Here is a 19595-nt window from a genome sequence, read left to right as displayed (position 1 = left end):
CGCTTTGAAATATAGCCGTCCGGTCTTCCACTTGAGGCCGGACGGCTTTGCGTTTCAAACAGCTATCTTATGCGAGCGAAAGCGATCCGCGTCTCAAGCGCTGGCTGATCCGCTCGATCGAGGGGCTTTCCGGCCGCGATCGTCACGTGCAGCTCTACGATATCTGGCGCCGCGATATCGTTCCGACGCGCGAAGGCGTATTCGGCAAACTCCTTGATCTCCTAGATGTCCGCTTCGTCATCAATGGTGCCTGGCCACCGCAACTAACCGCGGATCGACCGCTTGTCATCGTCGCCAACCATCCGTTCGGTATCGGAGACGGCATTGCCGTATTGGCGCTTGCCGAACAGCTTGGACGGTCATTCCGCGTTCTCGTCCATAACGAATTGCTCAAGGTCCCGGAAATGGCGGCCTATTCGCTTCCGGTATCGTTCGATGAGACGAAAGAGGCCGTCGGCCTCAACATGGAGACGCGGCGGGAGGCGGTCCGGCTTCTGAAGGATGGCGTTGTCGTCATCATCTTCCCGGCCGGAGGCGTCGCCACCGCGAAGAACGGTTTCGGCCGCGCCGAAGATTTGCCCTGGAAGATTTTTCCTGCCAAGCTCGTCCAGGCGGCCGGTGCAAGCGTTCTGCCCATCTATTTCGAGGGCCAGAACGGGCGGCTCTTTCATATCGTCAGTCGCTTCTCGCTGACCCTTCGCCTCTCATTGTTGATCCGCGAATTCCGCCGGCTGTCAGGCAAGACGATCATAGCGCATGCAGGTCCGGTCTTGCCTTACGAAAAGCTGAGGAGGAACGACCGCAAGGCCCTGCTGGCAGCACTTTACGATGCGGTCTTTTCGTTGGGTTCCGACATCAAACGAAAGCGCATCTGAAAATTCAATCGGTATCGGCGCCCGTCGTGCTGCTGCCCGGCAGCAGTTGTTCATAGGAAGGCAACGGCGCCTGCGCGGAACTCTGCGGCTCGCCGGCGGCCGATGGCTGCGGTTCCTGCTGCAGCGTCGTCGCCGCGCTTGCAGGTTCCTGCGGCTGCTCGTTCTTCATCAGCACTTCGACATCGCTATTCTTACCGGCCTGGACCTTGAAGTCGCGCTGATAGATCTTGTCCTTGTTGCGCGCGACGGCGGAATATTCGCCTTCGGCTAGCACCATCGTCGGAAAAGCGCTGACGCTTTCGCCGACGCTATCGCCCGCAGCCGTCAGGATCGACCACGCCGTATCAGCGATCGCTTCGCCGCCGGCTTCGGAAACCAGCTTGAAGGTGATCTGTGCTGCACGGTGCTGAATGGTCGCTTCCGTGAGCCCTCCCGCTTCGACCTGGATATCGGCACGGATGACGGCGTTGACGTCACCATATTCAGAAACGATGTGGTAGGTGCCGGCATTCAGCCTGACTACGGTGTTCGGGGAGACGTCTGCCGTGACCAATCCACGCTCGCCGTCGTCGCGTACTTCCGACGAGTAGATGGAGAAGCGCAGCTGATCCGGGCGGATGCGAACGTCGGAGCCGGACACAGCGTTGAGCAGCAAGCCGCCCGCATCGAGCACCATCACCTGCTTGTCGAGCTTGCCGCTGTCGGGAACACTCACTTTCCGGGTAACACCTGCGCGGCCGAAGGACACGTTTACCAGATAGTCGCCCGGCGCCAGTTGGAAAGCCGCCGACCCGCCACGGGCGCTCGCCACCAGCGGCAGCTTGCCGTCAGCGCCGGCGATCGGGCTGAATACATACCAGGAAAGGCCGTCTTCCACCGGCTGGCCGTCGGCCGTCAGCTTCGCCTCGATCTCGACTTCGTGCAACGCGGCCCCTTGCGGTGCGCTGCCGGGGGCGATGAAAGCATTGAGCTTCGGCATTTTCGCCGTCGTATCGAGCTGCTTGAATTCCTTGAACGCGTCCTGCGCGCTTGCGCCGAAAGGCAGCCAAGCCGCCAGAACAAGCGCAAGAGCCATACGCGCAAAAGGCAAAATGCCGGGCATGTGTTTCCTGAACAAGATTGACTTCTGAAATCACAGAGGCCACTTCAAGACCAACGCGATGGCAAATTCAAGACCCATCTATCCCGCTGTCATGAAAATGAAAGTTTCTCCCGCATGAAATCCGATATCAAGCTGATCGATTACCTCGCCGTGCGCCGCTCCATTCCCGCATTCCAGATGAGCGAACCGGGACCGGAAAAGGCGGAGATCGAGGAAATCCTCCGTCTGGCATCTCGCGTTCCCGACCACGGCAAGCTCGCGCCCTGGCGCTTCATCGTCTATCGCGGCGAAGAGCGCGTCCATATCGGAAAGGAGCTTCTGAAGCTGGCGCTCGAAGCCAAGCCCGATCTTTCCGAGGACATGATCGAGGTCGAGCGTGCGCGCTTCACCCGCGCGCCGGTCGTCATCGCCGTCGTCAGCAAAGCCGGGCCGCATTTCAAGATTCCGGAATGGGAACAGATCATGTCGGCAGGCGCCGTTTGCCTCAATATTATCTTCGCGGCCAATGCCCATGGCTGGGTGGCCAACTGGCTGACCGAGTGGTTCGCCTATGACGAGCGTGCCTATTGGCTGCTTGGCGTCCAGCCGGGCGAACGGGTTGCCGGCTTCGTCCATATCGGCTCGACAAATTTTCCGGCAGTTGAACGACCGCGTCCGGAAATATCGGAAACGGTCACTTGGGTTGGTGGGGACGCTTGATGTTCTACCTGACCGAAACGAACAGGCATGGCCTATCGCACGATCCGTTCAAGGCGATCGTCGCGCCGCGTCCGATCGGCTGGATCGGCACGAAGGGCAGGGACGGTTCGTTGAACCTCGGCCCCTATTCTTTCTTCAACGCCGTTTCCGACCGGCCGAAGCTGGTGATGTTTTCCTCCAGCGGGCGCAAGCACAGCCAGCGCAATGCGGCGGAAACCGGGGTCTTCACCTGCAATTTCGTCAGCCGCAACCTTGTCGAACGGATGAACCTGTCATCGGCGGCGCTGCCTTACGGCATCAACGAGTTCGAGCTGGCGGGCCTGACGGCGAAGCGGGGTGAGCTTGTCGATGCGCCCTATGTCGGTGAGGCTTTCGCGGTGCTCGAATGCAAGGTGACCGAACTGATCGAACCCAAGACCCTCTCGGGCGAGCCTTCGGAGAGTGTCATGGTTCTCGGCGAGGTCGTCGGCATCCATATCGACGAGCAGATCATCCGCGAGGGGCGTCTGGATATGTCGATCGCGCGGCCTGTCGCACGCATGGGATACATGGATTACAGCGAAGGCAGCGACGTCTTCGAGCTGCTGCGCCCGCAAGTGCCGAACGATCTGATCGCGGTCGGCAAGGGTTAAAGAATATGATGAACCAATCGTAAACCATTTCTCAGTAGCCTCATTCTAAGGATAGAGCGCGAAGGAATCGCGTTCGCAGGTTGGGGCGTAGTGTGATCGTAGAGGCTTTTCTTCGCTGGGTTGAAACTGCCAAGGTCGCAGACAGGGCTCGCGCCGCAAGCGCGCTCGGCCGTGCCTATCTACAATCCGAAATGCTTCCCGAGGAACGCAGGGCCGCCGAAATGGCGATGACCGTCCTACTCGACGATCCATCGCCGCGCGTGCGACTGGCACTGGTCGAAGCGATCGCTTGGTCTGACGAAGCGCCGCGCGCCCTCATTCTTGCCCTCGCCGAAGACCAGCCGGAGATCGCCTGCCATGCGGTGACGTGTTCCCCGCTTCTTTCGGACGCCGATCTCGTCGATCTTGCAGTCCGCGGCGGCAGCGTCACCCGTATCTTGATTTCCGCACGCCCATCGATCTCGCGTGCTGTTTCAGCCGCTCTTGCGGAGGTCGGCGACGAAGAGGATATTCTCTGCCTTCTCGAAAACGAGGGAGCCGCGATTGCTCCAGTATCCCTCAAGCGCATCGCGGCGCGGCTAGGCGACTGTTGCGATATCCGCAACCTTCTGCTTGATCGCGCCGATCTGCCGGTGGATGCCCGTCAGCTGCTGACGCAGCATGTCAGCAATGCATTGGTCGCCTTGCCCTTGGCGCAGGCCGCAATCGGCCTCAATCGTCTGGAGCGCATCAGCCGCGAGGCGACCCAGGCGGCCGTCGTGTCGCTTGTTGGCGATATCCAGCCGCGCGAGATCGCCGATCTCGTCGAGCATCTGCGTCTTAATGGCCATTTGACGCCGTCCTTTCTCATGCACGCCCTCTGCGCCGGCAAGGTGGATTTCTTCGCCGGTGCCATCGTCAATCTCACCGGCTGCACCGAAAAGCGCGTTCGCTCGATCCTCGCCACCGGCCGCATGCATGCGGTACGCGCCCTCTACGAGGCGGCCGGGCTCACCCGCGAGATCAGCACAGTGTTCGTCGAGGCGACGCTTCTCTGGCGCGAAGCCTCCAAAAAGACCGCAGGCACAATGCTTGCCAACGTTTGCGGCAGGCTGCTCGAACGCTTCCGTCACCTCGACGGCATCCATGGCGCCGTCAGCGAGTTGCTCGATCTGGTCGAGAAGCTTCACATCGCTGAGCAACGCCAATCGGCCCGCAGCTACGCATCGCTGACCGCGTTCGCGGCAGCCTAGTTTAATTCTTGAAGCGCTGAACCGCCCAGGAATAGCCATCCGAAACGAAATGCATCGGCTTCTCCAGCGTATGCTTGACGCCTTCGCCGGTTGGCAGGTGCGTGTGAACCTGATCGGCAACGCGTAGAGCGAAAGCGCGAATACCTGTCTTTCCAGTCTCCCGGACGGGCGGCACCGGAGCGGGCCGAGCTTCGGCGACCTTGGGCTGTTCCGTTGCGATCGCAGGCTTCGGTGCTTCGCAAACGGCGATCACGGTCGGGTAGTTGGCATCGGCGAAGGACTTGAGCCGCTTTTCCGACTCGGCATCGCACATGGCCACCGTGTCCCAGTTATCGACCGTTGCGACATAATTGCATTGCGTCACCGAATCATTGCACCCGAAAATGGTCATGGCGACGAGGATGGCTTGCATAATCGAACCTGTTGGTTATTGAAATCCACTGTCATAGACGGGGCAATTCCAACCGAAAGATGGCGGCTGCATTAACCTTTCGTCATGCGCCGCGCCAGCCCCGCAAAACCGGGGAATGCCATGTCCGTCACCGTCGCTCTTGAATCGCCGCGCCAGCCGGAAATCATCCGCTTGCTCGACCTTTCGGATGCATATACGCAGTCGCTTTATCCTGCCGAAAGCAATCACCTGGTCGATCTCTCGACCCTGGAAAAGTCCATTGCAAGCTTCTTCGTGGCCCGGAATGCAGGAGAAATCGTCGGCTGTGCGGCACTCCTGGAGGCGGGAGACGGTACGGCTGAGATCAAGCGCATGTTCGTCGATCCGGAGGCAAGAGGACTGAAGGTCGCAAGCCGCCTGATGGAGCGGCTGGAGGAGCATGCCCGGGCGCGGGGTCTCGATGCGATCCGGCTCGAGACCGGCATCTATCAGCCGGAGGCGGTCCGTCTTTATCGCAAATACGGCTATGCCGACGTCGGACCCTTCGGCTCGTACCTGCCGGACCCGCTCAGCCTCTTCATGGAGAAGCGGCTGAAATGATCAGCCGTCGGCGGCGCGCTGCACCGGCGGCGCCTGCTCGTCGATCATGACTTCCGGGCCGAGCGCGGTCTGATCGTTCGTCTTCACTTCGTGCATCCATTCGCGCCAGATCGCGACGAGCAGTGCCATCAAGACTGGGCCGATGAAGAGACCGAGGAAGCCCATGGTCTTCACGCCGCCGACGAGGCCGAAGAAAGTCGGAAGGAAAGGAAGCTTGATCGGGCCGCCGACAAGCTTCGGACGCAGCGTCTTGTCGACGATGAAGAGTTCGACCGTGCCCCAGATGAAGAGCGCGACCCCGGCGACATGCGATCCGCTGGCGACGAGATAGATCGAAACCAAGGTGAACGAGAGCGGCGCGCCGCCGGGTATCAATGCCATGATGCCCGTCAGGACGCCGAGTGTCACAGGCGAGGGGACGCCGGCGATCCAATAGGCGACGCCGAGCACGATGCCTTCACCGATCGCGATCAGCGTCATACCCATAACGGTGGAACTGATCGTTGCCGGAACGACGCGCGAAATTCGCTCCCAGCGATTGGGCAGGATGCGTTCGCCAAGCATGTCGATCTGACGCGAGAAGGACGCGCCGTCGCGATAGACGAAGAACAGTGCGATCAGCATGAAAAGCAGCGTCAGGAGCAGGTGGAACGACGCGCCGCCGGCTGCGAGAACCGCGCGGTAGATATTGCCGATATTGGCGCCGCTGACAGCCTGGATGACTTCACCCAAAGAGCCGGGACTGCCGATATATTTCGTCCAGAGATCGTCGAGATACGGACCTGCAAAAGGCAAAGCGAGGATCCACTGTGGTGTGGGCGCGCCCTGCCGGTTGGCGTGAATGATCCAGGCGACCCATTCGCGCACCTCGCCCGTCGTATAGGTGATCGCAAGTCCGATCGGGATAACGAGGAAGGTCACAATGAGGATGATCGCGATCGTGGCTGCGATCGTCGTATTGCCGCCGACGCGCGCAAGAAGTCTGCGATAGAGGGGCCAGCTCGCAAAACCGATGACGAGTGCGGCCAGAACCGGAACGACGAAGCCGTAAAAGAAATAGACACCCGCCGCAACGATGAGGATCAAAAGCCAGCGGGCCGCCGAAATCGATGGAATGAGCGGCGTGCGTGTGGGCGCGGAAGGCCCAAGCCACCGCGGCTCGCCTGGCAGTTTCTTGTTGTTCGAGAGGCTCACGTCGCTTTTTATTCCTTCTTCTCAATCACGGATATGCGCCATTGGGAGCCCGGACGCAAGCATATCGATCGTCTAAGGGCCGGCCTCTTCCAATCGGAGGTGCGCCAATCCGTCAAGGCAAGGGGATATCTTAAACCTCTGTACGGAATGTGACGGAATTTTCTTCCCAACCTTGCTAGCCGGTGAAAATGGCCGCACGTTGGGCATCAGGATTCATAGGGACCGTTCGGACGATGACGAAATTTTCAGCGGAAGTATCATGGCAGCGCGGCGGGGGCAGTTTCACGGACGGCAAGTACGGCCGCGGCCATATGTGGAATTTCGATGGCGGCCTTTCGGTGCCTGCTTCGGCATCGCCGCACAACGTGCCGCTTCCGTACTCGATCGCCGAGAACGTCGATCCCGAGGAGGCCTATGTCGCGGCGCTCTCCAGTTGCCATATGCTGTTCTACCTGTGGCTTGCCTCGAAGAAGGGGATTGTCGTCGACAGCTATCTCGATACGGCGACCGGGATCATGGAGAAGATCGACGGAAAAATGCTCGTCAGCCGCGTCGAGCTGAAGCCGGCCGTAGTCTATGCGGAAGAAGCGCCGAGCCGCGAAATGGAGGAAAAGCTCCATCACGAGGCCCATGAGCTCTGTTTCCTCGCCAACTCGGTAAAGACCAAGATCGAAGTCCGCCTCGACTAGCTGCACGATCCCTCGGTTGCTATTGCGGACGGCGCAGTATTTCGAAGACGTAGAACTGCGTCTTCTGGCTGGTCGAGAAGTTGTTGTCAGAGCCGAGGATCAGCGCGTCGCACCCGTCCTTCGCCTTGCCGATCGCCATGGACTCGATATTGTGCGGCACCAGGCCGGCTGCACGCAGATCGAGAACTTGGCTCTTGCGGACGGGAATCACACGCTGATCGGTGTTCGCAAGCGAGGCGATCGCCGAGATGTCTGTAGCGCCGTCGAGATCGATCATGAAGATCTTCACGTTGTTGCCGACGCCTTGGGCATGGCTGCGCTCGATGGCGAGCAACCGGTGACCGTCGAGTGCGATGATCTCCGACATGCCATTGTCGTCGCCGCCGTCAGCTTTCCTGGCCGCCTGTGCACCGGTTATCTGACGGAGTTGTTACGGTTCTTCCTCAGTTCCGTGAAATAGCGGAAGCTCAAATATCGAGATTTTCGGCAAAGGCAGCACGCTCCTGAATGAAGCGGAAGCGCGCATCCGGCTTCGTCCCCATCAGGTCGTCGACCGCCGTGCGGGTTCCTTCGAAATCGACCTCATCGATCACCACGCGCAGCAGCGTGCGCTTGCTCGGATCCATGGTCGTTTCCTTGAGTTGCGCCGGCAGCATTTCGCCGAGACCCTTGAAGCGGCTGATCTCGATCTTCGCCTTGCCCTTGAATTCCGTTTCCATCAGCTCCTGCCGGTGAGCGTCGTCGCGCGCATAGGCGGACTTGGCACCCTGGGTGATCTTGTAGAGCGGAGGCACGGCAAGGAACAGGTGGCCGCCGCGCACAAGCTCGGGCATCTCCTGATAGAAGAAAGTGATCAGCAATGACGCGATGTGGGCGCCGTCGACATCGGCATCGGTCATCACGACGATGCGCTCGTAGCGCAGGTCTTCCTCGCGATATTTGGAGCGCGTACCACAGCCGAGAGCCTGAACGAGATCCGCAAGCTGCTGGTTAGCGCCGAGCTTTTCGCGGCCGGCGCTCGCAACGTTCAGGATCTTGCCGCGCAAAGGCAGGATCGCCTGGTTGGCGCGGTTGCGCGCCTGCTTGGCGGAACCGCCTGCCGAGTCGCCTTCGACGATGAAGAGTTCGGCGCCCTGAGCAGTGTTCTGCGCGCAATCGGCTAATTTGCCCGGAAGGCGCAATTTGCGCACGGCCGTCTTGCGGTTGACTTCCTTTTCCTTGCGGCGGCGCAGACGCTCTTCGGCGCGCTCGATTACCCAGTCGAGCAGCTTTTCGGCCTCGTTGGGATTGTCCGCCAGGTAATGATCGAAGGGATCGCGAAGCGCGTTCTCGACGATCCGCTGCGCCTCGACGGTCGCAAGCCTGTCCTTGGTCTGGCCGACGAATTCCGGCTCGCGGATGAAAACCGACAGCATGCCGACGGCCGAAATCATCACATCGTCGGTGGTGATCTGCGCTGCGCGCTTGTTCTGCGTCAGGTCGGCATAGGCCTTCAGCCCCTTAGTCAGCGCGATGCGCAGGCCCGCCTCATGCGTGCCGCCCTCTGGCGTCGGAATGGTGTTGCAGTAGGAGTGGATCTGCTGGTCGCCGCCGTACCAGGTGATCGCCCATTCGAGCGAGCCGTGGCCGCTTGCTTTCTCTGTCTTGCCGGCGAAGATTTCGCGGGTGACGGTGAACTCCTTGCCCATCGTCGCCTGCAGGTAGTCTTTCAGGCCGCCGGGGAAGTGGAAGACTGCCCTATCCGGGATTTCCGAGCCTTCCGGGAGCACGCCTTCATCGCAACTCCAGCGGATTTCGACGCCGCCGAAAAGATAGGCTTTCGAGCGTGCCATGCGAAAGACGCGCCCGGCATCGAATTTCGCATGGTCGCCGAAAATCTGCGGATCGGGATGGAAGCGCACGCGGGTGCCGCGGCGGTTATGCACATCGCCTAGCTCCTCGAGACCGCCCTGCGGCATGCCGCGCGAAAAACGCTGGCGATAGAGCTTGCGGTTTCGCGCCACTTCAACCTCGAGATAATCCGACAGCGCGTTGACGACCGAAACGCCGACGCCGTGCAGACCGCCCGAAGTCTCGTAGGCCTTGCCGTCGAACTTGCCGCCGGCATGGAGCTTGGTCATGATGACTTCGAGCGTCGATTTTCCCGGAACCTGGGGATGGTTCTCGACGGGGATGCCGCGGCCATTATCACTGACCGTCAGATAGCCCTGGATATCGAGATGCACCTCGATGAAATTTGCATGACCGGCAACCGCTTCGTCCATCGAGTTGTCGATGACTTCGGCAAAGAGGTGGTGCAGCGCCTTTTCGTCCGTGCCGCCGATATACATGCCGGGGCGCATGCGCACCGGTTCCAAACCTTCGAGAACCCGGATGGAGGATGCGCCGTAGTCGTCCGGGCCCGAAGCTGCCGGGGCAGGGCGCAATGCAGGGGCCGCCGCAGCAGGCCTTTCGGCAGGCTTTGCAGCCGCCTCCTGCTTCGGCATCAGGGGCATTCCGGAAAAGAGGTCGTTGCTGTCATCCATGGAGTCGTTCAGATCTTCAATCCTGTTTTGGGCCGCACGTACGCTTAGGGCAAGACCCAAAATCACCGCATTTGATGTCACGTTAGCGAATCAGGCAGATTCTGCCAGAAAGCGTCTCGTTACGCGACGCCGCCCGATTTGGCGGAATTCTATGGAATTGGTTTGCGTTGCCGGGCCTAGAATGGCAAGCGGCATGATGTGTTAGGAAACCGCCCGCATGAGAATGTCCACAAGTCATTGCATGATTATCGCCGCAATTGCGACCTTTTTCCTGTCCGCCGGAATCGGCAGCGCCGCAGCCGACACGCTGCCGCCTTACAAGGACGAACTTTTCTCCAGACAGAACGTGTTGCAAACCGCCGATGGCGGCGCCTTCGAAGCCGTCGAATATGACGAGATGCGCGACATCAACGGTCGCGACCAGATCCCGCAAAAGCGCGCGCAGCAGAAATATGTGTCGCTCGCTGTCCGCAAGCAACAGCAGGACGAAACACTGTCGCTCAATGGCCGCCGGGTGGATCTCACCAGGGTGGGACCGACAGACAATGCGCAATTCACCGTGATCTTTATCCACGGGCGCGACGGCGACCGGCGGCTCGGCGTCAACGACTACAGCTTCGGCGGCAATTTTAATCGGCTCAAGAACCTGGCCGTGGCCAATGGCGGCGTCTATTATTCCCCGACAGTGCGTACGTTCGACGGCGAGGGCGTCGCAGACATCGCCGGGCTGATCCGCTATGCGAGCGAGAAATCCGGCCGCCGCCCGGTCATCCTTTCCTGTGCTTCCATGGGCAGCCAGGTCTGCTGGGGCATTGCGCGCGATGCGGGCAGTGTCAAACGGCTGAAGGGCATGGTCGTCATGAGCGGCGTCACGGATCCGGACTTCGTAAAGAGCGCGTTCTACAAGGCGAAGCTGCCACTTTGGTTCGTCCATGGCAGCCGCGATCCGGTCTACGCCGCTGCCCGACAGCAGGCTTTCTTCGAAAAACTTCATGAGGCGAAATACCCGGTCCATTTCACGCTTTTTCAAAACGGTAACCACGGCACGCCGATCCGCATGATCGATTGGCGGAGGGTTTTGAACCGGATTCTCGCTTCCTAGACACTTGCGCCGCCAAATTTTAAGCATTTGCGCGGCAAATCGGCCTTATTTCGGTTGCGTGAAGGTTCAAAAGCTTTTCAATGCCGAATGCTTTTGCTAAGGCCGCTCAATACGGAAAAATTGGGAAGGCTGGCATGACACCTGACGTGCGCCCGCTCGTGGCGGGAAACTGGAAAATGAACGGCACGCGCGCCTCCCTCGATCAGGTCAAGGCGATTGCGGAAGGCGTGAATTCGCCCCTTGCCAAGAAGGTCGAGTCGCTCATCTGCCCGCCCGCGACGCTGCTTTATGTCGCGACCGCGCTCTGCACCGACAGCCCGCTTGCGATCGGTGCGCAGGATTGCCATCAGAGCCCGTCGGGCGCGCATACCGGCGATATCTCAGCCGAGATGATCGCCGATTGCTTCGGAACCTACGTGATCGTCGGCCATTCGGAGCGCCGGACGGACCATGCTGAGACCGACCATCTCGTCCGCGCCAAGGCCGAGGCTGCCTTCGCTGCCGATCTCACCGCCATTATCTGCATCGGCGAGACGGCGGACCAGCGCAAGGCCGGGCAGACCCTTGACATTCTCAAGCGACAGCTTTCCGCCTCCGTTCCGGATACCGCGACGCCGGAGAACACGGTGATCGCCTACGAACCCGTCTGGGCGATCGGCACCGGCCTCACGCCGACGGTGCAGGACGTCGAGAAGGCGCATTCCTTCATGCGTTCGGAACTCGTCGCCCGTTTCGGCGCCAATGGCGAGAAAGTCCGTATTCTCTATGGCGGCTCCGTCAAGCCCGGCAATGCCAAGGAACTGATGGGCGTCGCCAACGTCGACGGTGCGTTGATTGGCGGCGCTAGCTTGAAAGCATCCGATTTCCTCGCCATCTACGGCGCATACGAAGCGCTGCTCGCGTGATGCCATATATATTCTGGGCCGAAGGGCTTGGAATAGCGGATCACCTCATGTAAACAGCGCCAGATTTTATTCGATGCCCGCCGCATGCGGGCAGGACTGGACCCATGCAGACAGTATTGATTGTCATCCACCTCATGATCGTGCTGGCGCTTGTCGGCGTCGTACTCATCCAGCGCTCGGAAGGCGGCGGCCTTGGCATCGGCGGCGGTTCCGGCTTCATGTCCGCGCGCGGAACGGCCAATGCGCTGACGCGTACGACTGCGATCCTTGCAGCGCTGTTCTTCATCACCTCGCTCGGCCTCGGCATCCTGACGCGCTATCAGGGCAGCCCGACCGATATTCTCGACCGCATCCCGGCAACGAGCGGGCAGGGCAACGGCATTCTCGATTCGCTCGGCGGCGGCACTCCGCAGCAGCCCGCGAACCAGCCTGCCGGCAACGGCGTTCCGAACGGCGGCGCTGCCGCTCCAGGCGCTCAGGCGCCGACGGCGACCGCACCTGCGACGCAGCCGGCCCCGGCAACGCCTGCGACTCCGGCAGCCCCGGCACAAAACGGAACCGGCGTCCCAACGGGACAATAACCCGGTCAACCAAATAAACCGCCGGCAGGCCCCTGGGTCTGCCGGTTTTCTTTTGTTCAGTTCCAAGCTGGCACCAAAAGTTCTGGAAAAGAATTTTTGGGCTGGTGGAATCGTTTTTGAAAAGGTATCCGGTGACTCCCATGGCGCGATACGTATTCATCACTGGCGGCGTGGTTTCCTCTCTCGGCAAGGGAATTGCGGCTGCGGCTCTCGGAGCGTTGTTACAGGCCCGTGGTTATCGGGTGCGGCTTCGCAAACTCGACCCCTATCTGAACGTGGATCCGGGCACCATGAGCCCGACCCAGCACGGCGAAGTCTTCGTCACCGACGACGGCGCGGAAACCGACCTCGATCTCGGCCACTACGAGCGCTTCACCGGGCGTTCGGCGACCAAGACCGACAACATCACCACCGGCCGCATCTACAAGAACATCATCGACAAGGAACGCCGCGGCGACTATCTCGGCGCGACCGTCCAGGTCATTCCGCACGTCACCAACGAGATCAAGGATTTCGTGGTCGAGGGAAATGACGACTACGACTTCGTCATCTGCGAGATTGGCGGCACGGTCGGCGATATCGAAGCGATGCCCTTCATGGAGGCGATCCGCCAGCTCGGCAACGACCTGCCGCGCGGCACTGCGATCTACGTCCACCTGACGCTGATGCCTTACATTCCGGCTGCCGGCGAGTTGAAGACCAAGCCGACGCAGCATTCCGTGAAGGAACTGCAGGCGCTCGGCATTCACCCGGATATCCTGCTGGTGCGCGCCGACCGCGAAATTCCGGAAGCCGAGCGCCGCAAGCTCTCGCTCTTTTGCAACGTACGTCCGTCCGCCGTCATCCAGGCGCTCGACGTCGCCAACATTTACGACGTGCCGATGGCCTATCACAAGGAAGGCCTTGATAGCGAAGTGCTCGCCGCCTTCGGCATCGAGCCGGCGCCAAAGCCGCGTCTTGAGTCGTGGGAAGACGTCTGCAACCGCATCCGCACGCCGGAAGGCGAAGTCACGATCGCGATCGTCGGCAAGTATACTGGCCTCAAAGATGCCTATAAGTCGCTGATCGAGGCGCTGCATCACGGCGGCATCGCCAATCGCGTTAAGGTCAATCTCGAATGGATCGAATCGGAGATATTCGAAAAGGAAGATCCGGCGCCGTACCTCGAAAAGGTCCACGGCATTCTCGTTCCCGGCGGCTTTGGCGAGCGCGGCTCGGAAGGCAAAATCCATGCGGCCCGCTTCGCCCGCGAGCGAAAGGTGCCGTATTTCGGCATCTGCTTCGGCATGCAGATGGCAGTTATCGAGGCAGCACGCAATCTTGCTGACGTCGAGAATGCCTCCTCCACCGAGTTCGGCCCCACCAAGGACCCGGTCGTTGGTCTGATGACCGAGTGGATCAAGGGCAATGCGCTGGAGAAGCGCACGGCTTCCGGTGATCTGGGCGGCACGATGCGCCTCGGCGCCTACAAGGCGTCGCTTAAGAAGGGCACGAAGATTTCCGAAATCTATGGCTCGACAGACATTTCCGAGCGCCATCGCCACCGCTACGAAGTCAACGTCGACTACAAGGACCGCCTGGAAAACTGCGGCCTCGTCTTCTCCGGCATGTCACCGGACGGTGTCTTGCCGGAAACGATCGAGTATCCGGATCACCCCTGGTTCATCGGCGTCCAGTATCACCCGGAACTCAAGTCCCGCCCGCTTGACCCGCATCCGCTCTTCGCAAGCTTCATCGAAGCGGCAACCGAGCAGAGCCGGCTGGTGTGATTTCGCCCCTGAAAACACGTCGCCTCCATGTCCCTTGGAGCAAGAGGCGACCATGCCTGCCAACGTCAATGAACGTGTGCCAAAGCGGCGCGCCCCCTGCTGGCCGCGGGATTGCACCCAAACCGCAGCACCAGGAAACCGAATCCGCAATCTCCGGCATGCTGGTCGATACTTTCTCCAACATGGGTGCGATCAAGCTGTTCTCCCGCCAGCGGGACGAGGATCGCGATAGCCCGCCCCGATGCAGCTAGGCAGCCTGCGCCATGCGCGGGGGCGGCCTCTGGGGCCGGCAGTCGGGCGGTTTCCTCGCTATCGACAATGCCGAGCGAAAAGCTTGCAGATCCGGCGACAGGCGTGAACCTGCCGCCGGAACTCTGTTCAAGCCGCGATCGGAAAAGGCCCGACATAGACAGACTTCGGTCTGATCAACCGGCCTTCGAGCAACTGCTCGCGCGCATGCGCAATCCAGCCGACGGTGCGGCCGATCGCAAAGACGCCGGTGAAGGCCTCGCGCGGGAACCCAAGCGATTCCAGAAGCAACGCCGTGTAGAATTCGACATTCACGTCCAAGGGACGATCCGGCTTGCGTTCCTTAAGCATTGCGAGCGCCGCCTTTTCGATCGCCTCGGCCAGAGTGATCCGCGACCGATCGACCTGGCCGGTTGCGACAAGCGGCTTCAGTGCATTTTTCAAGGCGTCGGCACGCGGGTCACGGACGCGATAGATGCGATGGCCGAAGCCCATCAGCCTCTCGCCGCGGTCGAGGGCAGCCGCGAGCCAGGTCTTTGCATGGCTTTCAGCACCGATCGCATCAAGCATGTCGAGAACCGGTCCCGGCGCGCCGCCATGCAGCGGACCTTTCAGCGCGCTGATCGCCGCGAGCACTGATGACGTGAGGCCGGCATGCGTCGAGGCGATTACCCGCGATGCGAAGGTGGAGGCGTTCAACCCGTGATCGGAGATCGTCACCAGATAGGCGTCGAGCGCAGCCGTTTGTTCGACACTCGGCAGCCTGCCCGTCATCATGCGTAGGATGTCTGCGGCTTGCGATATTGAGGCAGTCGGCGGAACAGGCGCTTCTCCGCGCTGTATCCGCAGAACCGCCGGCAGGAACACGGCGGGGGCCGCAAGGAGCCTGAACGCCGTTTCAAAATCCTCGCCGTCCGGCAGTCGCGCAATCAGTGCCCTCATCGCATCGACCGGTGGCAGGGCGAGGAGGGTGGCGTCGGCCACGACATACGCGTAGATTTCTGCGCGTGCCGCTCCGAGCCGCTCTTTCAAACCCTCGGCATTGACGTGCGCTTCCAACAATCCGTCAAGCAGCAGCGCCGCGACGCTTTCATAGGTGCCGTCCGCAACGAGGTCGTCGAGCGACACGCCACGGATGATCAGCCGCCCGGCCGGACCGTCGACATCCGAAAGCCGGGTCTCCGCGGCAATCACATCTTCCAAACCGTTTTTCATAGGCATTTCTCCTTTACGGAACAGAAGATCGGTCCTAGATTGATTGACGTCAATCTTGATGGATTTGATCAATATGAGGCTCAATGTCCTGGTTGACTGCGGAGGAAGCGCTGAACCGTCTCGGTACTAAGCCGCAGACGCTTTATGCCAATGTCAGTCGGGGACGCATTCGCGCCAAGCCCGATCCATCCGACCCGCGTCGCAGCCTCTATTACACCGCTGACGTCACCCGGCTTGCCGAGCGCCACGCAGGCCGGCGGAAGGTCGAGACTGTCGCAGCGGAGGCGATACAGTGGGGCGATCCCGTGCTTCCGTCAGCGGTTTCGACCGTCGTCAATGGGCATCTCTACTATCGCGGAGTTGATGCCGCCAGACTTTCCGAGAATGCAACGCTTGAAGAAACGGCGGCACTGCTTTGGACCAAAGGTACGCCTATCAACCTCGCCGCCGGCGGGAGCGTGTCATCCGTTCCGTCCGTGGCTGCCGCTTTCTCGGCGCTCGCCGCCCGCGTGCCTCAAGACCTGCCGAGCCTCGGCCGTTCGCTCCCGGCGTTGCGAGCCGAAGCGCAAGATATCATGACGACGATCGCTTCCGCGCTCGCGCCAGGCGCACCGGACCAGCCTCTCCATCGGCGCCTTGCAAAAAGCTGGCGCCGGCCAGAAGCCAGCGATGCGGTGCGCCGCGCCTTAGTACTGCTTGCCGATCACGAACTCAATGCATCGACCTTCGCCGCACGCGTCACGGCGTCCGCGGGCGCGACCCTTTCCGCATCGGTGCTTTCCGGTCTTGCAACGCTGACAGGTCCGCTGCACGGCGGCGCTTGGGAGGCCGTGGCAACGCTTTCCGAGACGGCTAGGCGTATCGGCGCCAAGGAAGCCATCCGCCGCATCCTGGCGCAGGGCAGCCGGCTTCCGGCCTTCGGTCATCCGCTCTATCCAGACGGCGATATCCGCGCCGAAGCTCTGCTTGCGCATGTCACGCCAGCGGAAGTTTTCTTCGAGATCCAAGAGGCCGGCGAAGCGATGATCGGCGAGCGCGTCAACATCGACTTCGCGCTGACGGCAATGGCGGAACACTTCGAGCTTCCACGGGATGCGCCGCTCGTGATCTTCGCGCTCGCCCGCAGCTGCGGATGGATGGCGCATGCGATGGAACAGGTCGAGAGTGGGCATCTCATCCGTCCAAGAGCCCGTTACACCGGTCCCGCTATCGAAACCTCTGGCGCATAAGGCCGGCCGGCCTTGCCAGTCTGCGCTTTTCTGCATACGAAACTCTTGTTTTGTTTTATGGTGACGGTGCCGGGACAAGCACTTGGCCGCATGGCGAACACCATGCCGGTGTGGGTACTTGCGCGCGAGGTGGGGACGTATCATGAGCGTAATCTCAGCATTCCTGTGCGGTTCTACCGCATCCGCCCTTGCGGCATTTCTGCTGCCGGCGGGCGCGGCACTTGCCCAAACCGGCGGCTGCACTGTCGAGAATGCAGCGGGCGGGCGTGAGGTTCTCCGCTGCCCGAACGGGGTCACGGTGACGGCCGAGGCGGGTGCCGCCTTCAGGTTGAATGACCGCAACCGCGATGGCAGCCCCGATGTTGTGTCGCTGCGTGGCAAGGCAATCCTGGTCGATGTCGACGACGCTCGCCACACAGGTGGCTTTCAGGTGGTGACGCCGCAGGCAATCGCTGCCGTGCGCGGCACGCAATGGGCCGTCGACGTTGCGGGCGGCCGGACCTCCGTACTTGTGGTCCAAGGCTCCGTTGCCGTGCGCCGTCCTGCGGGCGATCCCGTGGTGCTCGGCCCCGGTGAGGGCGTCGATGTTGTGAGCGGCACCGGTGCGCTTGAGGTGCGCCGCTGGCCGGCCGCCCGCGCCGCCGCCCTGCTTGCCCGCCTCGGCCAGTAGAACCCTCATGCCGCTCCAGCGATTTCTGATCACTACAGCCCTTCTTCTGTCCGCACTCTGGGGAGGCTTTCTGGGCTCCCTGCATCTGACTGGCAGCGCCGGGTTCCTCGACCGGATGGAAGCTTCGCTGACCGATATTCGAAGCGTGCTGATCGGCGGCAAGTCGCCGCCGCCTGCCGTCGCGATCATTGCGATCGACGACCGGACCGCAGCTTCGCACGGTTTTCCGATCGATCGCGCAACGCTTGCCCGCGCAATCACCGCCGTTGCCGCGTCGAAGCCGAAGACGATCGCACTTGATCTGCTCTTGCTCGACCCCGGCACCGAGGAAGGCGATGTCGCACTTGCATCGGCCCTCAGCCTGGTGCCCTCTGTCATCGCGGCTGCCGCCGTCTTTCCGGAAAGCAAGCAGATGGTGACAAGCGATCCGAACGATCCGCTTTCAGGCATTCCGGTCGCCGACAGCCTGCTCCTTCCTCTCAAGCGTTTTTCCGATATCGCCGCTACCGGCGTCGTTAATGTCGCAACGGATGAGACGGGCGTCCCCCGCTTCATTCCGCTGATCTCGCGCAGCGCCGGGCGTGTGGATCCGTCGTTTCCGCTACGCGCGGCGTCGCTGGCGCTCGATCGCGATCCGGCCTTCCAGCCGGGCAGCATTTCCTTTGCCGACAGGCATATTCCGACCGATACTGGTCAGCGCCTGCCGCTTACCTTCTACGGCCCGCGCCGGACAATCCCAACTTTCAGCCTGATGGATGCGCTCGATGGCAAGGTGCCTGCAGACGCGATCGAGAATCGCGTCGTCGTTATCGGCGCAACCGTCACCGCCGGTGGCGACGTTTTTCCGACGCCTTTCGATCCGGTTCTTCCCGGGGTCGAGGTCATTTCTACCGCGATCGCGCATCTGATCGCCGGAGATAGCATCGTCCGCGATCACAATATTCGTCGGCTCGACGCCACGGTCGCGGTGCTTCTGCCGCTTGCGCTCGTCGGCCTGATAGCCTGGCGGCGCAGCCTGATCGGTTTCGTCTTGATCGCTCTCGTTTTTGTGGTCTGGGCGACCATCAATCTTGCCATGTTCAAGGCAGGCTATTGGCTGAGCGCAGCGTTGCCGGTCGCCGCCGCGTTGCCTCCGGTTCTCATCTTCGGCGCAGCCCAACTCCTTCTCGGACGCCGCCAGGTGCGCCATTTCGCTGCCCAAAGCGAGCTCCTGCAACGCATCGAAGCACCCGGCCTTGGAGAATGGCTCGCACGCGATCCATCCTTCCTTGCCGAGCCAGTCCGGCAGGATGCTGCCGTGGTCTTCATCGATCTCTCGGGCTTTACCGGGCTTAGTGAAGCGGTCGGAGCGGTAACCGTGCGGGAGGTCTTGAGCGGCTTTTTCGAGATAGCCGACCAGGAGGCGCGGGCACATGGCGGGGCGATCACGAGCTTCATGGGCGATGGTGCGATGATCCTGTTCGGGCTGCCGCACCCGGCCGAAGACGACGCTTCGCGCGCCGCCGCCTGCGCACTGGCGCTCGCAGATCGCATGCGCTCCTGGCTCGATTCGCACACAGCTCTCCAAGGGGGACGGAAGATCGGCTTCAAGATCGGCGCCCATTGCGGGGCGGTCGTCGCCTCGCGCCTCGGCACCGGCGATCGCCAGCAGATCACCGCGACCGGCGACACCGTCAATGTCGCCAGCCGCCTGATGGAAGTTGCAGCCAGTCGCGGCGCTGAGGTAGCCTTCAGCGCGGCACTTGTCCGCGCAGCATCCGCCGGCACCGGCCCTCCCTTGCCGGCCGGTCCACTCGAAGGTCCGCTGGAGACGAAAATCCGCGGCCGCTCCGGCAGCATCGACGTCTGGCTGTGGCGCTGCGCCGGCTGACATTGCCGCTTTGACATTTGCCGTCTTAGCGGGTAGGAACGCGCCAACCGTTCTGCCGGCAGGTTC

Annotated in this window: 18 protein-coding genes and 1 pseudogene; 13 read left to right on the top strand and 6 right to left on the bottom strand. The window is 61.5% G+C overall.

Annotated features, from left to right (window positions below; translation table 11 throughout):
* Positions 1-47 precede the first annotated feature (47 nt).
* Complete coding sequence (locus RGR602_RS09850) at positions 48-875, top strand: lysophospholipid acyltransferase family protein (protein WP_039844950.1); 828 nt, start codon at positions 48-50, stop codon at positions 873-875.
* A 4-nt stretch (positions 876-879) separates the two neighbouring features.
* On the opposite strand, the gene RGR602_RS09845 is transcribed toward RGR602_RS09850, so the two are convergent.
* On the bottom strand, positions 880-1977 hold the full coding sequence (locus tag RGR602_RS09845) for a hypothetical protein (protein ID WP_039844949.1): 1098 nt from the start codon (positions 1975-1977) through the stop codon (positions 880-882).
* 114 nt (positions 1978-2091) lie between these two features.
* Here RGR602_RS09845 and RGR602_RS09840 point away from each other — a divergent pair, with 114 nt between their 5' ends.
* The 3 genes from RGR602_RS09840 (at position 2092) to RGR602_RS09830 (ending at position 4540) form a co-directional block, all read left to right on the top strand.
* A complete protein-coding gene (locus tag RGR602_RS09840; RefSeq protein WP_039844948.1) occupies positions 2092-2676 on the top strand; it encodes a nitroreductase family protein in 585 nt (194 codons plus the stop codon).
* On the top strand, positions 2676-3308 hold the full coding sequence (locus RGR602_RS09835; protein ID WP_039844947.1) for a flavin reductase family protein: 633 nt from the start codon (positions 2676-2678) through the stop codon (positions 3306-3308). Before RGR602_RS09840 ends, RGR602_RS09835 begins: the two co-directional genes overlap by 1 nt.
* A gap of 92 nt (positions 3309-3400) precedes the next feature.
* Positions 3401-4540, top strand: a complete 1140-nt coding sequence (locus RGR602_RS09830; protein WP_039844946.1) for a DUF2336 domain-containing protein — start codon at positions 3401-3403, stop codon at positions 4538-4540.
* 1 nt (position 4541) lies between these two features.
* Here RGR602_RS09830 and RGR602_RS09825 read toward each other — a convergent pair whose 3' ends face one another.
* Positions 4542-4952 (bottom strand): hypothetical protein, encoded by a 411-nt coding sequence (locus RGR602_RS09825; RefSeq protein ID WP_039844945.1) that lies wholly within the window; start codon positions 4950-4952, stop codon positions 4542-4544.
* A gap of 120 nt (positions 4953-5072) precedes the next feature.
* Here RGR602_RS09825 and RGR602_RS09820 point away from each other — a divergent pair, with 120 nt between their 5' ends.
* The gene (locus tag RGR602_RS09820; protein WP_039844944.1) at positions 5073-5531 is read left to right on the top strand and encodes a GNAT family N-acetyltransferase; all 459 of its coding nucleotides are present in this window, start codon (positions 5073-5075) and stop codon (positions 5529-5531) included.
* On the opposite strand, the gene RGR602_RS09815 is transcribed toward RGR602_RS09820, so the two are convergent.
* Positions 5532-6725, bottom strand: a complete 1194-nt coding sequence (locus tag RGR602_RS09815; protein WP_039844943.1) for an AI-2E family transporter — start codon at positions 6723-6725, stop codon at positions 5532-5534.
* A gap of 233 nt (positions 6726-6958) precedes the next feature.
* On the opposite strand from RGR602_RS09815, the gene RGR602_RS09810 reads away from it, so the two are divergent.
* Positions 6959-7414 carry an OsmC family protein gene (locus tag RGR602_RS09810; RefSeq protein WP_039844942.1) on the top strand — a complete coding sequence of 152 codons (456 nt, stop codon included), beginning with the start codon at positions 6959-6961 and terminating at the stop codon, positions 7412-7414.
* A 19-nt stretch (positions 7415-7433) separates the two neighbouring features.
* On the opposite strand, the pseudogene RGR602_RS09805 reads toward RGR602_RS09810, so the two are convergent.
* Positions 7434-7820, bottom strand: a pseudogene (locus RGR602_RS09805) (esterase-like activity of phytase family protein); the annotation flags it as partial.
* 61 nt (positions 7821-7881) lie between these two features.
* Complete coding sequence (gene parE / locus RGR602_RS09800; RefSeq protein WP_039844940.1) at positions 7882-9939, bottom strand: DNA topoisomerase IV subunit B; 2058 nt, start codon at positions 9937-9939, stop codon at positions 7882-7884.
* Between the two features lie 217 nt (positions 9940-10156).
* Here parE and RGR602_RS09795 point away from each other — a divergent pair, with 217 nt between their 5' ends.
* From RGR602_RS09795 to RGR602_RS09780, 4 genes are all read left to right on the top strand, one after another.
* Positions 10157-11041 carry a dienelactone hydrolase family protein gene (locus RGR602_RS09795; protein ID WP_039844939.1) on the top strand — a complete coding sequence of 295 codons (885 nt, stop codon included), beginning with the start codon at positions 10157-10159 and terminating at the stop codon, positions 11039-11041.
* Between the two features lie 134 nt (positions 11042-11175).
* On the top strand, positions 11176-11946 hold the full coding sequence (gene tpiA / locus RGR602_RS09790; protein WP_039844938.1) for a triose-phosphate isomerase: 771 nt from the start codon (positions 11176-11178) through the stop codon (positions 11944-11946).
* 104 nt (positions 11947-12050) lie between these two features.
* Positions 12051-12527: a preprotein translocase subunit SecG gene (secG, locus tag RGR602_RS09785; RefSeq protein ID WP_039844937.1), complete on the top strand. Its 477-nt coding sequence runs from the start codon at positions 12051-12053 to the stop codon at positions 12525-12527.
* A gap of 140 nt (positions 12528-12667) precedes the next feature.
* Positions 12668-14296, top strand: a complete 1629-nt coding sequence (locus RGR602_RS09780; RefSeq protein WP_039844936.1) for a CTP synthase — start codon at positions 12668-12670, stop codon at positions 14294-14296.
* 378 nt (positions 14297-14674) lie between these two features.
* Here RGR602_RS09780 and RGR602_RS09770 read toward each other — a convergent pair whose 3' ends face one another.
* Positions 14675-15760 (bottom strand): citrate synthase/methylcitrate synthase, encoded by a 1086-nt coding sequence (locus tag RGR602_RS09770; RefSeq protein ID WP_039844934.1) that lies wholly within the window; start codon positions 15758-15760, stop codon positions 14675-14677.
* Between the two features lie 83 nt (positions 15761-15843).
* On the opposite strand from RGR602_RS09770, the gene RGR602_RS09765 reads away from it, so the two are divergent.
* The 3 genes from RGR602_RS09765 to RGR602_RS09755 all read left to right on the top strand — a co-directional run bounded on the left by RGR602_RS09765 (position 15844) and on the right by RGR602_RS09755 (position 19529).
* Positions 15844-16989, top strand: coding sequence for a citrate synthase (locus RGR602_RS09765; RefSeq protein ID WP_039844933.1), 1146 nt, complete (start codon positions 15844-15846; stop codon positions 16987-16989).
* A 142-nt stretch (positions 16990-17131) separates the two neighbouring features.
* On the top strand, positions 17132-17659 hold the full coding sequence (locus RGR602_RS09760; RefSeq protein ID WP_052451522.1) for a FecR family protein: 528 nt from the start codon (positions 17132-17134) through the stop codon (positions 17657-17659).
* Between the two features lie 7 nt (positions 17660-17666).
* Positions 17667-19529, top strand: a complete 1863-nt coding sequence (locus RGR602_RS09755; protein WP_039844932.1) for a CHASE2 domain-containing protein — start codon at positions 17667-17669, stop codon at positions 19527-19529.
* Positions 19530-19595: the final 66 nt, after the last annotated feature.

It is taken from the genome of Rhizobium gallicum bv. gallicum R602sp (assembly GCF_000816845.1).
Lineage (GTDB): Bacteria > Pseudomonadota > Alphaproteobacteria > Rhizobiales > Rhizobiaceae > Rhizobium > Rhizobium gallicum.
The sequence above is the reverse complement of the archived record's forward strand: the minus strand, read 5'-3'. Positions and strand labels throughout refer to the sequence as shown.

Bases quoted from the DNA above. Each gene is read 5' to 3' on its own strand.
- secG (WP_039844937.1), top strand. From the start codon at position 12,051: ATGCAGACAGTATTGATTGTCATCCACCTCATGATCGTGCTGGCGCTT.
- RGR602_RS09770 (WP_039844934.1), bottom strand. From the start codon at position 15,760: ATGAAAAACGGTTTGGAAGATGTGATTGCCGCGGAGACCCGGCTTTCG.
- parE (WP_039844940.1), bottom strand. From the start codon at position 9,939: ATGGATGACAGCAACGACCTCTTTTCCGGAATGCCCCTGATGCCGAAG.
- RGR602_RS09780 (WP_039844936.1), top strand. From the start codon at position 12,668: ATGGCGCGATACGTATTCATCACTGGCGGCGTGGTTTCCTCTCTCGGC.
- RGR602_RS09810 (WP_039844942.1), top strand. From the start codon at position 6,959: ATGACGAAATTTTCAGCGGAAGTATCATGGCAGCGCGGCGGGGGCAGT.
- RGR602_RS09820 (WP_039844944.1), top strand. From the start codon at position 5,073: ATGTCCGTCACCGTCGCTCTTGAATCGCCGCGCCAGCCGGAAATCATC.
- RGR602_RS09795 (WP_039844939.1), top strand. From the start codon at position 10,157: ATGAGAATGTCCACAAGTCATTGCATGATTATCGCCGCAATTGCGACC.
- tpiA (WP_039844938.1), top strand. From the start codon at position 11,176: ATGACACCTGACGTGCGCCCGCTCGTGGCGGGAAACTGGAAAATGAAC.
- RGR602_RS09835 (WP_039844947.1), top strand. From the start codon at position 2,676: ATGTTCTACCTGACCGAAACGAACAGGCATGGCCTATCGCACGATCCG.
- RGR602_RS09845 (WP_039844949.1), bottom strand. From the start codon at position 1,977: ATGCCCGGCATTTTGCCTTTTGCGCGTATGGCTCTTGCGCTTGTTCTG.
- RGR602_RS09760 (WP_052451522.1), top strand. From the start codon at position 17,132: ATGAGCGTAATCTCAGCATTCCTGTGCGGTTCTACCGCATCCGCCCTT.
- RGR602_RS09755 (WP_039844932.1), top strand. From the start codon at position 17,667: ATGCCGCTCCAGCGATTTCTGATCACTACAGCCCTTCTTCTGTCCGCA.
- RGR602_RS09840 (WP_039844948.1), top strand. From the start codon at position 2,092: ATGAAATCCGATATCAAGCTGATCGATTACCTCGCCGTGCGCCGCTCC.
- RGR602_RS09765 (WP_039844933.1), top strand. From the start codon at position 15,844: ATGTCCTGGTTGACTGCGGAGGAAGCGCTGAACCGTCTCGGTACTAAG.
- RGR602_RS09825 (WP_039844945.1), bottom strand. From the start codon at position 4,952: ATGCAAGCCATCCTCGTCGCCATGACCATTTTCGGGTGCAATGATTCG.